We start from the raw sequence: 13,276 nt of genomic DNA, 5'->3' as shown, positions 1-13,276 counted from the left end.
TTCTTCGGCAATCTTTAAGGGTGTTGGTTACCGATGATAAAAGCAAAAACAGGCAAGCCAGAAGGGTCGCGCAGCCGGTCACAGATCATCGCGCTGTTCATCGCGTTGATCGTCTTCATCATGCTGCTGTTCGCCAACTTCGCGTACCTCAACACCCAGGCCACGTACGACAAACAGTACATCGGCCACGCCGGTGAGCTGCGCGTGTTGTCCCAGCGCATCGCCAAGAACGCCACCGAAGCCGCTGCCGGCAAGGCGGCGGCGTTCAAGTTGCTGAGCGATGCGCGTAATGACTTTGCCCAACGCTGGGGCTATCTGAAGAAAGGCGATCCCGCCACCGGCCTGCCGCCGGCGCCGTCCACCGTGCGCCCGGAAATGCGCGCCGTGCAACTGGACTGGGAACGCTTGCTGAAAAACACCGACGCGATCCTCTCCAGCGAACAGACCGTGCTGTCGCTGCATCAAGTCGCCGCGACCCTGGCCGAAACCGTGCCGCAGTTGCAGGTCGAGTACGAAAAAGTCGTCGAAACCCTCCTCCAGCGCGGTGCCCCGGCCGCACAGGTGGCCATGGCGCAGCGCCAGTCGCTATTGGCTGAGCGGATTCTCGGCGCGGTGAACACCGTGCTGTCCGGTGATGAAAACTCGCAGCAGGCCGCCGACGCCTTCGGTCGTGATGCGGCGCGATTCGGCCAGGTGCTCAACGGCATGCTCCAGGGCAATCCGTCACTGAAAGTCAGCCAGGTTGAAGACCGCGATGCGCGCGCGCGGTTGATCGAGATTTCCGAGCTGTTCGAATTCGTCTCGGGTTCGGTGGATGAAATCCTCGAAACCTCGCCGGAGCTGTTCAAGGTCCGTGAATCGGCCACCAATATCTTCACCCTGTCGCAGACCCTGCTCGAAGAAGCCTCGCACCTGGCCAGCGGTTTCGAAAACCTGGCCGGCGGGCGCGACACCGACACCATTGGCGGCTACGTACTGGGCCTGCTGGCACTGATGTCGATCATCCTCATTGGCCTGGTGATGGTTCGCGAAACCAATCGTCAGTTGCGCGAAACCGCCGAGAAGAACGAGCGTAACCAGAACGCGATCATGCGCCTGCTCGACGAGATCGAAGACCTGGCAGACGGCGACCTCACCGTGACCGCCTCGGTGACCGAAGACTTCACCGGGACCATCGCCGACTCGATCAACTATTCCGTGGACCAACTGCGCGATCTGGTGGCGACCATCAACCTCACCGCTGGCCAGGTCGCTGCTGCCGTGCAGGAAACCCAGGCCACCGCCATGCACCTGGCCCAGGCTTCGGAGCATCAGGCGCAGCAGATTGCCGAAGCCTCCACCGCGATCAACGACATGGCCCAGTCCATCGATCAGGTCTCGGCCAACGCCGCCGAATCATCGGCGGTGGCCGAACGCTCGGTGGAAATCGCCAACAAGGGCAACGAGGTGGTGCACAACACCATCCACGGCATGGACAATATTCGCGAGCAGATTCAGGACACCGCCAAGCGCATCAAACGCCTCGGTGAGTCCTCTCAGGAAATCGGCGACATTGTCAGCTTGATCGATGACATTGCCGACCAAACCAACATCCTTGCGCTCAACGCGGCGATCCAGGCCTCCATGGCCGGTGATGCCGGGCGCGGTTTTGCGGTGGTCGCCGATGAAGTCCAGCGGCTGGCCGAGCGCTCGTCCGCCGCCACCCGACAGATCGAAACCCTGGTGCGGGCGATTCAGACCGACACCAACGAAGCGGTGATTTCCATGGAACAGACCACCACCGAAGTGGTGCGTGGCGCTCGTCTGGCGCAGGATGCCGGAGTGGCCCTGGAAGAAATCGAAGGCGTGTCGAAGACCCTCGCCGCGTTGATCCAGAGTATTTCCAACGCAGCGCAGCAACAGACGTCTTCGGCCGGTCAGATTTCCCTGACAATGAACGTGATCCAGCAGATCACCACGCAGACCTCGTCCGGCTCCACCGCCACCGCCGAGAGCATTGGCAACCTGGCGAAAATGGCCAGCCAGCTGCGGCGTTCGGTGTCCGGTTTTACCTTGCCGGCCGCCAAGGCGCAGGCTGCGGATACAGTGTGAAACGCCTGCGAGCGAATGCTTTTTTTGAGTAGAGCAGTGATTTGGAGTGGTTATGGGTGATCGGCACGACTATGTGGCCCTCGAGTGGGTCAAAGGCGAGATTGCCGAAACGCTGAAAGTGGCTCACCAGGCGATTGAAACGTTGCTTGATGACCCGCAGGCGACGCACGCCCTCAGTGAATGCCTGGCGTGCGTCCATCAGGTTCACGGCAGTTTGCAGATGGTCGAGTTCTACGGCGCGGCGCTGCTCGCCGAAGAGATGGAACATCTGACCACCGCCTTGCAACAGAACCGCGTCAGTCATCGCGATGAGACGCTCCACCTGTTGCTGCAAGCCCTTGGGCAGATGTCGATTTACCTCGACCGGGTGCAAGGTGCGCGCCGCGACCTGCCGCTGGTCGTGTTGCCACTGATCAACGATCTGCGCAGCGCCCGTGGCGAAAGCCTGTTGTCGGAAACCAGCCTGTTCAGCCCGCAATTGCCGGACCTGCCGCCCCTGGACGAAGAGTCGCTGGCGCTGCTGGAACCGGCGGATTTACCGAATGTGCTGCGCAAGTTGCGGCAGATGTTGCAGATGGCCCTGGTCGGATTGCTGCGTGAGCAGGACGGCGAAACCAACTTCGATTACCTGACCAAGGTCTTTGCGCGCCTCGAAGGACTGTGCGGCAACGCACCCCTGAGCCCGTTGTGGCAAGTCGCCTCGGCGCTGGTCGAAGGCATGCGCGGCGGCTCGATTGCTAACAGTCCGGCGTTGCGCAGTCTGTTCAAGGAGGCCGACAAAGAACTGAAGCGCCTGCTCGAACAGGGCATGCCCGGAATCAATCAGCCAGCACCGCTGGAGTTGCTCAAGAGTTTGCTGTTCTACATTGCCAAGGCCGAACATCCCACCGGGCAGATGCTGACCATGAAAGATCGCTACGGACTGGACGACGCGCTGCCTGACAGCGCGATGGTCGACGAAGAACGAGCACGGCTGGCCGGCCCCGACCGCGATGCCATGCGCTCGGTGTTGGCCGCTTTGTGTGAAGAGCTGGTGCGGGTCAAGGAACGCCTGGACCTGTTCGTGCGCAGCGACCGCCAGCACACCTCGGACCTCGAAAGCCTGCTGGCGCCCCTGCGGCAAATCGCCGACACCCTGGCGGTGCTTGGTTTCGGCCAGCCACGCAAGGTCATCATCGACCAACTGGCGGTGGTGCTGAGCCTCGTTCAGGGCCAGCGTGAGCCCAACGACGCGATCCTGATGGACGTCGCCGGTGCTTTGCTCTACGTCGAGGCGACCCTCGCCGGCATGGTCGGCACCGTAGAGCCGGAAAGCCAGGAAGAAAGCCGCCTGCCGACCACCGACCTGACCCAGATCCATCAGATCGTGATCAAGGAAGTGCGCATCTGCCTGCAACAGGCCAAGGACATGATCGTCGACTACATCGACGCCGACTGGGACCGCCAGCACTTGCAGCCATTGCCGGCCTTGCTGACCCAGGTGCGCGGTGCGCTGGCGATGATTCCGTTGAGCCGTGCAGCGAGTCTGATCGAAACGTGCAACCACTTCATCCGCGAGCACCTGCTGCTGGATCCGGATCATCCCGGCTGGCAGGAACTGGACAGCCTGGCCGACGTCATCACCAGCATCGAGTACTACCTGGAGCGCCTCAGCGACGACCCCGAAGCGCCGGGCGAAAAGTTGCTCGACGTCGCGGAAAAGAGCCTGGCCTCACTCGGCTTTTTCCCCAGCGAGCAGCAGGTGCCGGTGCTTGAAGATGTGCTCAGCCCGAGTGAAGCGCAGGTCATGCAGGATCTGCAGGAACTGGATGACCCTGAGACCGTCAAGTCACTGGCCGATGTATTGGCCAGCCCTGTGTCCTCCGTCAATCCGCCTGCCCTGACGACCCCGGGAAGCTTGCTGCCGCCGCCCGCCGGTGAAGAACCGGTGGACGATGAGCTGCGGGAAGTGTTCCTCGAAGAAACCGATGAAGTCCTGGAAATCCTCCGCGAGTACCTGCCGCGCTGGTCGGTTAATCCCGACGATAAATCGGCCCTGAGCGAACTGCGCCGGGCCTTCCATACGCTCAAGGGCAGTGGCCGGATGGTCCGCGCGCTGGTGCTGGGCGAATTGGCCTGGTCCGTGGAAAACCTGCTCAACCGTGTGCTGGAACACAGCGTTCCGCCGGGGCCGGCGGTGCAACAACTGCTGGGCGATGCGCTTAATCTGCTGCCGGAACTGGTGGCCGAGTTTGCCAACCATGCTCAGCGCCAGCGCAACGACGTTGACCAATTGGCCGCACGCGCCCACGCCTTGGCCAAGGGCAACGAGCCGATACTCGACGAGGACGCACAAGACGTCGCAGCCCTCGATCCGCTGCTCCTTGAGATCTTCCGCAACGAAGCCGAAACCCATTTGGGCAGCCTCAACCGCTTCCTCGATAAAGCCGCCGAGCACGTGCCATTGCAGGCCAGCGACGAGTTGCAGCGGGCGCTGCATACCCTCAAGGGCAGCGCCTCCATGGCTGGCGTATTGCCGATCGCCGAGCTGGCAACACCGCTGGATCATCTGGCCCGAGAGTACAAGGCGCACCTGCTCGCCCTGGACCTGGACGAAGTCGAACTGTTACTCGAAGCCGAAGGACTGTTCCGTCTCGGGTTGCGACAGCTCAAGACTGATCCATTGGCGGATATTCCCGGTGCCCGCTCATTGATCGAGCGAACCCAGGCGTTGCTGGCCGAGCGGCTGGAAACGCTCCTGAGTGCACCGAATACCGGGTTGCGCATCAAGCGTGATCCGCAACTGATCAACAACTTCCTCGCCCAAGGCATGGACATCCTGCTCGACGCCGAAAGCCTGTTGCAACGCTGGCAGCAACATCCCGGCGAGCGTCAGGAACTCAGCGCATTGCTGGATGAATTGACCACCCTCGGCGAAGGCGCCCACCTGGCTGATCTGCATCCGGTGGATGAACTCTGCGAAGCCTTGCTCGACCTCTATGGTGCGGTGGAAGAAAGCAGTCTGGCGGTCAGCGAGGAGTTTTTCCATGAGGCGCAAAGTGCCCATGAAGCGTTGATCAACATGCTCGACGAACTGGCCGCCGGCCAGGAAGTCAGCCCGCAACCGGAGCGCATTCGGGCCTTGCGCGGGTTGCTCGATGAGAGCCTGGACCCGTCGGCGATGGGGCTGATTCGCAGCGATGGTAGCCGCACGTTGAGCATTCGGGAACTGGGTAGCGCCACGGCCGAACTGGAGCAGACCGCGACCCAGGTTGAGCTGGACGATGAGATCGTTTCGATCTTCCTCGAAGAGGCGGTGGATATCCTCGAAAGCGCCGGCCAGGCCTTGCAGCGCTGGCTGAGCGACCCGGACAACGCTGCGCCGTTGTTGTCGTTGCAGCGAGATTTGCACACCCTCAAAGGTGGTGCGCGGATGGCCGAGGTCGAGCCGGTCGGTGAGCTGGCCCATGAACTGGAAACCCTTTACGAAGGTCTGGTGGACCGCCGCTTCGCCTACAGCGAAGCATTGGCGCACTTGCTGCAACACAGTCATGACCGGCTCGCGCAGCTGCTTGACCAGTTGCAGAACCAGCGGCCATTGGGCGATCCGGGTGAGGTGATCGAGGCCATTCGCGAGTTTCGCCAGGGCAATGCCAGCGCTGTTGAAACGGTCGAACCGGCACGGGCCGAGGATTCACCGGGGCATGATCCGGAACTTCTGGAGATCTTCCTTGAGGAAGGTTTCGACATCATCGAAAACTCCGGCGCGGCGCTGGTGCGCTGGCAGGCCGAGCCGTCAAATCGTCAGGAAGTGGAAACCCTGCTGCGTGATTTACACACCCTCAAGGGTGGCGCGCGGATGGTGGAAATCGCGCCGATTGGCGACCTCGCCCATGAACTGGAATTTCTCTACGAAGGCCTGTCGGCTGGCGTGTTGCAACCCACCGCCGCGTTGTTCGGCTTGCTGCAAAGCAGTCACGACCGACTGGCGCAGATGCTCGACGCGACCCGTGCCGGTCAGCCATTGCCGCCCGCCGATCAACTGATCGACGCGATCAAGAATTTCAGTCATCCGGCAGTGCCCGAAACACCGGCACCGGTCGTGGTGTCCGCTACGCCGAAAGTCGAGCCGCCAGCACCGCAACCCGATGCCGGCGCGGACATGGTCAAGGTCTCGGCAGAACTGCTCGACGATCTGGTGAACCTGGCCGGCGAAACGTCGATCTTCCGTGGCCGGATCGAACAACAGGTCAACGATGCGCGGGTGACCCTGAGCGAGATGGAAACCACCATCGAGCGCATGCGCGACCAATTGCGCCGGCTCGACACCGAAACCCAAGGGCGGATTCTCAGCCGTCAGCAAGTCGAAGCCGAACGCCTGGGCTACGAAGAATTCGATCCGCTGGAAATGGACCGCCACTCACAGTTGCAGCAACTGTCGCGCGCGCTGTTCGAATCCGCCTCCGACTTGCTCGACCTCAAGGAAACCCTCGACCGACGCAATCAGGACGCGGAAAACCTGCTGCAACAGCAGGGCCGCATCAACACCGAATTGCAGGAAGGCCTGATGCGTACGCGCATGGTGCCGTTCGAACGGATGCTGCCGCGCTTGAAGCGGATCGTCCGCCAGGTCTCCGGCGAGTTGGGGAAAGATGTGGAGTTCATCGTCGGCAATGCCGAAGGCGAGATGGACCGCAACGTCCTCGAGCGCATGGCCGCGCCGTTGGAACACATGCTGCGCAACGCCGTGGATCATGGCCTGGAATCCGCCGAGGTGCGTATCGCGGCGGGTAAACCGGCTCAGGGTCGTATCACGCTCGACCTGTCGCGAGAGGGCGGCGACATCATTTTCGACATCCGCGACGACGGTGCCGGCGTGCCGCTGGACGCGGTGCGGCGCAAGGCGATCAAGCGCGGGTTGCTGGCCCCGGACAGCGACATCAGCGACCGCGATGTGCTGCAATTCATCCTGCAACCGGGGTTCTCCACCGCCGAGAAAATCACCCAGATTTCCGGACGCGGCGTCGGCATGGACGTGGTGCATGAAGAGGTCCGGCAGCTCGGCGGCAGCATGAGCATCGACTCTGTGCCGGGGCAGGGCGTGCACTTCCGGATTCGCCTGCCGTTTACCGTGTCGGTCAACCGGGCGCTGATGGTGCAGTGCTTTGATGATCAGTACGCGATCCCGCTGAACACCATCGACGGCATCGTTCGCGTGCTGCCCAACGAACTTGAAGGGCATTACCGGCTCGATCCGCCGACCTACAAATACGCCGGGCAACACTATGAACTGTGCTACCTCGGCGAACTGCTGAAAACCAGCCACCGCCCGAAACTGCTGGGTCAGAGCCTGCCGCTGCCGGTGTTGCTGGTGCAGTGCAACGAGCGGCACATCGCGGTGCAAGTCGACTCCATGGCCGGCACTCGCGAGATCGTGGTCAAAAGCCTCGGCCCGCAATTCGCGGCGGTGCAGGGGTTGTCCGGGGCCACGATTCTCGGCGATGGGCGGGTGGTGCTGATTCTCGATTTGCTGGCGCCGATCCGTGCGATGCAGGCCCGAGTGCCGCAACAGTCAGCGACTCAGGAGGCGGAGGTCGAGCCGCACAAGCCATTGCTGGTGTTGGTGGTCGACGATTCGGTCACCGTGCGCAAAGTCACCAGCCGTCTGCTGGAACGCCACGGCATGAACGTGCTGACCGCCAAGGACGGTGTCGACGCCATGCTGCTGCTTGAAGATCACATGCCTGACCTGATGCTGCTGGACATCGAAATGCCGCGCATGGACGGCTTCGAAGTCGCGACCCAGGTCCGCGCCGACGAACGTCTGCAGCACCTGCCGATCATCATGATCACCTCCCGCACCGGGCAGAAACACCGCGACCGCGCCATGGCCATCGGCGTCAACGACTACCTCGGCAAGCCGTACCAGGAATCGGTGCTGCTCGAAAGCATCACCCTGTGGAGCAAAACCCATGCTTGAGCACCGCACCAGCAACCTCACCGGCCTGTTGCTGCCCTTGGCTGACCGCAACCTGATTTTGCCCAACGTCGCGGTTGCGGAGCTTATTGATTACCAACCCAGCGCCTTCGACCTCGACACGCCGCCGTGGTACCTCGGGCGGGTCATGTGGCGGAACCGGCAGATACCGTTGCTGAGTTTCGAGTCGGCGTGTGGACAGAAAATCGTCATCGGTGAGCGGGCTCGGATCGTCATCCTCAATGCTCTCGGTGGGCGGCCCGATCTGAAATTCATTGCGTTGCTGGTGCAGGGGATTCCACGGTCTTACAAGCTTGATAGTCAGCTGAGCTATGTGGATGTGCCGTTATGTTCGCTGGAACAGGCGGCGGTGCAGGTGGGCGAGCAAGTGGCCAAGGTGCCGGATTTGCTGGCGTTGGAGGAGTTACTGGTGAATGCCGGGTTGACCTGACTGGCCCCATCGCGAGCAAGCTCGCTCCCACATTGGATCTCCGTCGTACACAAATCCCCTGTGGGAGCGAGCCTGCTCGCGATGGCGGCCGTCAATTCACCTCAAACCTGACGGCTAAACCTTGGCTTGATCCCGCAACTGCATCTGCAACGCCTCATAGTGATCTTGCACCCGCTCCACCAATAACTGCACACCGTCCGTCAAACGGCTGATCGCCAAGGCTACAGAGCGGCGTGAGCCTTCGACATCGTCCGCCAAGTCAGCAGCAATCGCGCTGATGGACAGCAAGTCTTCGGAAGCATTGGCCAGCAGAGCCTCGGGATCGTCGACACCTGGGGCAACGGCGAAGAGGTGGTATTTACGGCGCTTGGCCGGTTTTTCGTGGAGTGGCGGGAAGTAATGGGGGAAGGCGCGGTCGGCGGCTTCCTTGAGTTTTTCGGCTTCGAGGGATGCTTGGGAACCGGTGTCGGTTTCCGGGGGATTGGGAGTGGCTTTGAACATTGTGATTCTCCGCTTATGTTTTGGAGCTGGCCCTTTCGGTTTCCGAACGAAGGGGTGGCAGCTGTACGCAGGCTGGAAACCCGGGAAACGGCAACCCGGTTGACCCGAAGGTCTCCCGCGCACAGCCGCCATAACGGAGTGCACACTTTAAAGGTGCGCAAGCATACGTCATGAGTGGCGCTTTCACGCCGTTTGCTCGTCGGGGTTTCCAATCCCGGTCGCTGAATTGGCAGCGACACACAAACGATAAAGATCAACGCAAAACCGCACCAGTCAGCGGGTTCCGGCATTGCTGTAGGCAGTGACGCCAGACTGCGTAGCCTCTCACCCGTCCTGCGAAGAAACTTTTAAACACAAATCCCCATTCGGCTCGCGGCAGGTTGAAGATTCCCAAAAAGGGACCTATCGTTCCTTTTTTGGGACTTATCGGTCGTTGCCGTGAAAAACCTGTCACTGAGCGAAGCCTTGTTCACCACCACCCAGCAAAAAGTGCTCGGCCTGCTGTTTGGTAAACCCGACCGCAGTTTTTACGCCAACGAGATCGCCCGCTGGGCTCAAGTGGGTAAAGGCAGCCTCATGCGCGAGCTGGATCGGTTGCAGCGGGCAGGCGTCCTGACCATGACCCGTCAGGGTAACCAGACCCACTATCAAGCCAATCCCGACTGCCCGATCTATGCCGAACTGCTGGGCATCGCCCGCAAAACCTTTGGTATTGCCGAGCCTCTGCGTCAGGCGCTCCAACCCTTTGCCGAACAGATCACTTGGGCATTTGTGTACGGCTCTATCGCCAAGGATCAGGCAAACGCATCCAGTGACATTGATCTCATGCTGATCGGCGAAAGCCTCCACTACAGTGAAGTGATGGAGCGGCTCCTGCCTATGGAAGAGCAACTGGGCCGCACCCTCAACCCGACGCTCTACACCCCCGACGACTGGGCCGCGAAACTGGCCGCTAAAAATAGCTTCGTCGTGCGGGTAGCGCAGCAGGACAAGATCAACCTGATGGGGGGAAACCCTTTGGAGTCCAAGGATGGGCAGCAACGAGAACCTGGAGAATCTGTTACGTAGCGGTGGACTGAAAGCTGTTTCAACATAAAAACTAGGTGTGTTGGAAATCCACCCCTCACCCCAGCCCTCTCCCCACGGGGGAGAGGGGGAAAGGGAGCAGATCTTCATGGTTTTCGTAACCTGAGTTCAACTCGATATCTCAGGTCGATGTATAGCGAAAGACACCTCGGTCAGTCCCCTCTACCCTCTGGGGTGTTTGTACCGGACACATGGTGGACAGGTGTTCGGAGACATGGTGGACACTTTTAAATAGACACATTGCTCATCTGAAAGGAGATGGTTTGTGTCTTGGGAAGAGGTGTCCACCATGCAGCTTCGTTCCGAATTTGTACTGTTAGCTCGGCAAGAAGGGGCCAATATCCGACAACTCTGCCGACGCTTTCATATCAGCCCAAGCACCGGATACAAATGGCTTGGCCGGTTCGAAACCTCTGGTGCAGACGGCTTGCACGACCAGTCTCGGCGCCCAAAACATTCACCCAAACGCTGCGCTGATACGGTTGAAAAGCAGATTCTGGCCTTGGGGGTGGAGCACACGGCCTGGGGCGCCCGCAAGCTCAAACGCAATCTGGAGGATGAGGGGTATTTGATGCCCGCCGTCAGCACGGTGCATGCGATTTTGCAGCGTAATTCGCGAATCGACCCGCAGGCGGCAAATACCAAACCCTTTATCCGATTTGAGCATGAAGCCCCCAACGATCTTTGGCAGATGGACTTCAAGGGACATGTCGGCATGCGCCATGGTCGCTGCCATCCCTTGACGGTATTGGACGACCATTCGCGGTTCTCGCTGTGCATCGCGGCCTGTGGCAACGAGCAGCGTCAGACCGTGCAGGAGCAGCTTATCCACGTGTTTCGGCGCTACGGCTTGCCGATGCGCATGACCATGGATAACGGTGCACCGTGGGGCGATCAGAGCGGGGTTTATACCGCGTTAGAGGTCTGGCTGATGAGCCAGGGCATCCGAGTGGGCCACTCCAGGCCTTATCACCCGCAGACTCAGGGCAAGCTTGAGCGTTTTCACCGCAGCCTCAAGGCTGAAGTTTTGCAAGGTCAGTGCTTCATCGACCTGCTTGGGGCACAGAACGCCTTCGATATCTGGCGCGATATCTACAACCAGAAACGCCCCCATCAAGCATTGGAAATGGAGGTTCCAGCGACTCGCTACAGCTGTAGTCCTCGTGAATACCAGGAGCATCGGCAAGCACTGGAGTACGCCGAAGGGGATTTGATCAGAAAGGTTCAGGCCAATGGCGAGATGTACTGGAAAAGCCGCAAGTATGCGATTGGAAAGGCCTTCATCGGCGAGCACATAGCCATCAGAGAAACGACCGAGGATGGCATCTACGACATCTATTGGAGCAGACATCGCATTGCCAAAATTGACTTGAGCTTGCAGACCGTTGTATCAGGAAAGCGGCTTTGAAGACGTCCACCATGTCCCCGAACATGTGTCCACCATGTGTCCGGTACAAACATGGGGAGAGGGTTAGGGTGAGGGGTGAATCTAACTGACACAAAAGACCAGACCAACCATTACCCTGACCGTAACGATCCAACACTCTGCTTGATTGATGCCCCCCACCCAACACTCCAAGCGCTTTCGAGTGGGGTCCAGGTTGCGGCCTTTGTGTTAATGAATTTTGAGGTGAGCAACACATGTATCACGGGGAAAGATTGAACGCCTGGACGCATCTGGTCGGGGCGGTGGCAGCGGTTGTCGGGGTGGTGTGGATGCTGGTGATCGCCGGCATGGACGGCAGCCCGTGGAAGATCGTCAGCGTGGCGATTTACGGGTTTACCTTGCTGGTGCTTTACAGCGCGTCGACCGTTTACCACAGCGTGCGAGGGCGCAAGAAAGCGATCATGCAGAAGGTCGATCACTTTTCGATCTACCTGCTGATTGCCGGCAGCTACACGCCTTTTTGTCTGGTGACATTGCGCGGGCCGTGGGGCTGGACGCTGTTCGGGATTGTCTGGGGGCTGGCGCTGATCGGCATCCTGCAAGAGATCAAACCGCGTTCCGAAGCGCGGATTCTGTCGATCGTGATCTATGCGGTGATGGGCTGGATCGTGCTGGTGGCGGTCAAGCCGTTACTGGCGGCGTTGGGCAGTACAGGTTTCGCCTGGCTGGCGTCGGGCGGCGTGCTGTACACCGTGGGCATTGTCTTTTTTGCGCTGGATAGTCGTTTACGCCATGCCCACGGGATCTGGCACCTGTTTGTGATCGCCGGGAGTTTGCTGCACTTCGTGGCGATTCTGTTTTATGTCCTTTGAGGTCGCTACGGGATCAAGCGATCCAGCTGCGCCTGCGCCCGTCGGCTGAACACCTGCAACAAGTCGCTCAAGGTATGGGGCGGCGGTTCGTCGGCGCGGGTGACCGCGTACAAGGTGATTGGTAACGCTGGCGCCAGAGGTCGAATCGCCGTGGTGGCGGGGGACGCGCCGAGCGCGGTAAACGGATCGATCACCGCCAGCCCGGCACCGGATTCAACCATCGCCCGCGCGAGCGAATAGGTCTGCACGGCGATGCGTACCCGTGGCGGCGGATCGACCGCCTCAAGGTAGCTGTCGAGTCTGGCCGCCAGCGGGTCGGCGCTGGACAGGCCGATCAGCGGCGCGCCGGCCAGTTCGATCAATGGCAACGGCTGGCTCAAGGCGTCGTCGGCCCAATAACCCGACGGCGCCAGCGCCACCAAAACCCCGCAGGCCAGCGGCTGCGCCTTCAGGCCCGGATGATCCGGCGGCTGCAAGGTCAGCGCCACATCCACTTCGCGCATCAACAAATTCTGCATCAGCTCACGGCTGTGGGCGCTGGACAGTTCGCAGACGATGTCCGAGTAGCGTTGCGTCCACTCGTTGATGGCCGGCGGCAGCAGCGACAGGGCCAGCGCCGGGATCGCGCCGATCCGTACGCTGTGCCCCGGCTCGCGACGCAGGCTCTGGGCCAGACGTCGCACGCCTTGCAGGCTTTCGGTGACCTTGTCGACTTCGCGCTCAAGCTCCAGCGCTTCGGGCGTAGCCTGCAATTTACCGCGCACCCGCAGGAATAACGGGAAGCCCAGTTGCTGCTCGGCGTGTTGCAGCACTTTGCTCACCGCCGGCTGCGATACGTGCAGCAACTGCGCGGCACCACTGACCGAACCGGTCTGGCGAATGGCCTGGAAAATCTCGATGTGTCGCAGTCGCATGGCAAGTCCATAACCTTT

Annotated in this window: 8 protein-coding genes; 6 read left to right on the top strand and 2 right to left on the bottom strand. The window is 60.7% G+C overall.

The window, feature by feature from the left end; genetic code table 11:
- Window positions 1-33 precede the first annotated feature (33 nt).
- From QFX16_RS27250 to QFX16_RS27240, 3 genes are read left to right on the top strand one after another with little or no spacing between them, the layout of a single operon-like run.
- Complete coding sequence (locus tag QFX16_RS27250; protein WP_283182023.1) at window positions 34-2,091, top strand: methyl-accepting chemotaxis protein; 2,058 nt, start codon at window positions 34-36, stop codon at window positions 2,089-2,091.
- A 52-nt stretch (window positions 2,092-2,143) separates the two neighbouring features.
- Window positions 2,144-8,050 carry an Hpt domain-containing protein gene (locus QFX16_RS27245; RefSeq protein ID WP_283182022.1) on the top strand — a complete coding sequence of 1,969 codons (5,907 nt, stop codon included), beginning with the start codon at window positions 2,144-2,146 and terminating at the stop codon, window positions 8,048-8,050.
- The gene (locus QFX16_RS27240) at window positions 8,043-8,498 is read left to right on the top strand and encodes a chemotaxis protein CheW (protein ID WP_283182021.1); all 456 of its coding nucleotides are present in this window, start codon (window positions 8,043-8,045) and stop codon (window positions 8,496-8,498) included. Before QFX16_RS27245 ends, QFX16_RS27240 begins: the two co-directional genes overlap by 8 nt.
- A 114-nt stretch (window positions 8,499-8,612) precedes the next feature.
- Here QFX16_RS27240 and QFX16_RS27235 read toward each other — a convergent pair whose 3' ends face one another.
- Window positions 8,613-8,999, bottom strand: coding sequence for a DUF6124 family protein (locus QFX16_RS27235; RefSeq protein WP_283182020.1), 387 nt, complete (start codon window positions 8,997-8,999; stop codon window positions 8,613-8,615).
- Window positions 9,000-9,437: 438 nt separating this feature from the next.
- On the opposite strand from QFX16_RS27235, the gene QFX16_RS27230 reads away from it, so the two are divergent.
- The 3 genes from QFX16_RS27230 to trhA all read left to right on the top strand — a co-directional run bounded on the left by QFX16_RS27230 (window position 9,438) and on the right by trhA (window position 12,344).
- Window positions 9,438-10,067 carry a transcriptional regulator gene (locus QFX16_RS27230; protein ID WP_283182019.1) on the top strand — a complete coding sequence of 210 codons (630 nt, stop codon included), beginning with the start codon at window positions 9,438-9,440 and terminating at the stop codon, window positions 10,065-10,067.
- 283 nt (window positions 10,068-10,350) lie between these two features.
- The gene (locus tag QFX16_RS27225) at window positions 10,351-11,493 is read left to right on the top strand and encodes an IS481 family transposase (RefSeq protein ID WP_439900100.1); all 1,143 of its coding nucleotides are present in this window, start codon (window positions 10,351-10,353) and stop codon (window positions 11,491-11,493) included.
- 233 nt (window positions 11,494-11,726) lie between these two features.
- The gene (gene trhA, locus QFX16_RS27220) at window positions 11,727-12,344 is read left to right on the top strand and encodes a PAQR family membrane homeostasis protein TrhA (RefSeq protein WP_283182017.1); all 618 of its coding nucleotides are present in this window, start codon (window positions 11,727-11,729) and stop codon (window positions 12,342-12,344) included.
- Window positions 12,345-12,349: 5 nt separating this feature from the next.
- Here the strand turns inward: trhA and QFX16_RS27215 are convergent, their stop codons facing one another.
- The gene (locus tag QFX16_RS27215) at window positions 12,350-13,258 is read right to left on the bottom strand and encodes a LysR family transcriptional regulator (RefSeq protein ID WP_283182016.1); all 909 of its coding nucleotides are present in this window, start codon (window positions 13,256-13,258) and stop codon (window positions 12,350-12,352) included.
- Window positions 13,259-13,276 lie beyond the last annotated feature (18 nt).

Source organism: Pseudomonas svalbardensis (assembly GCF_030053115.1).
GTDB classification, from domain to species: Bacteria; Pseudomonadota; Gammaproteobacteria; order Pseudomonadales; family Pseudomonadaceae; genus Aquipseudomonas; species Aquipseudomonas svalbardensis.
This window is presented reverse-complemented; position numbering and strand designations above follow the sequence as displayed.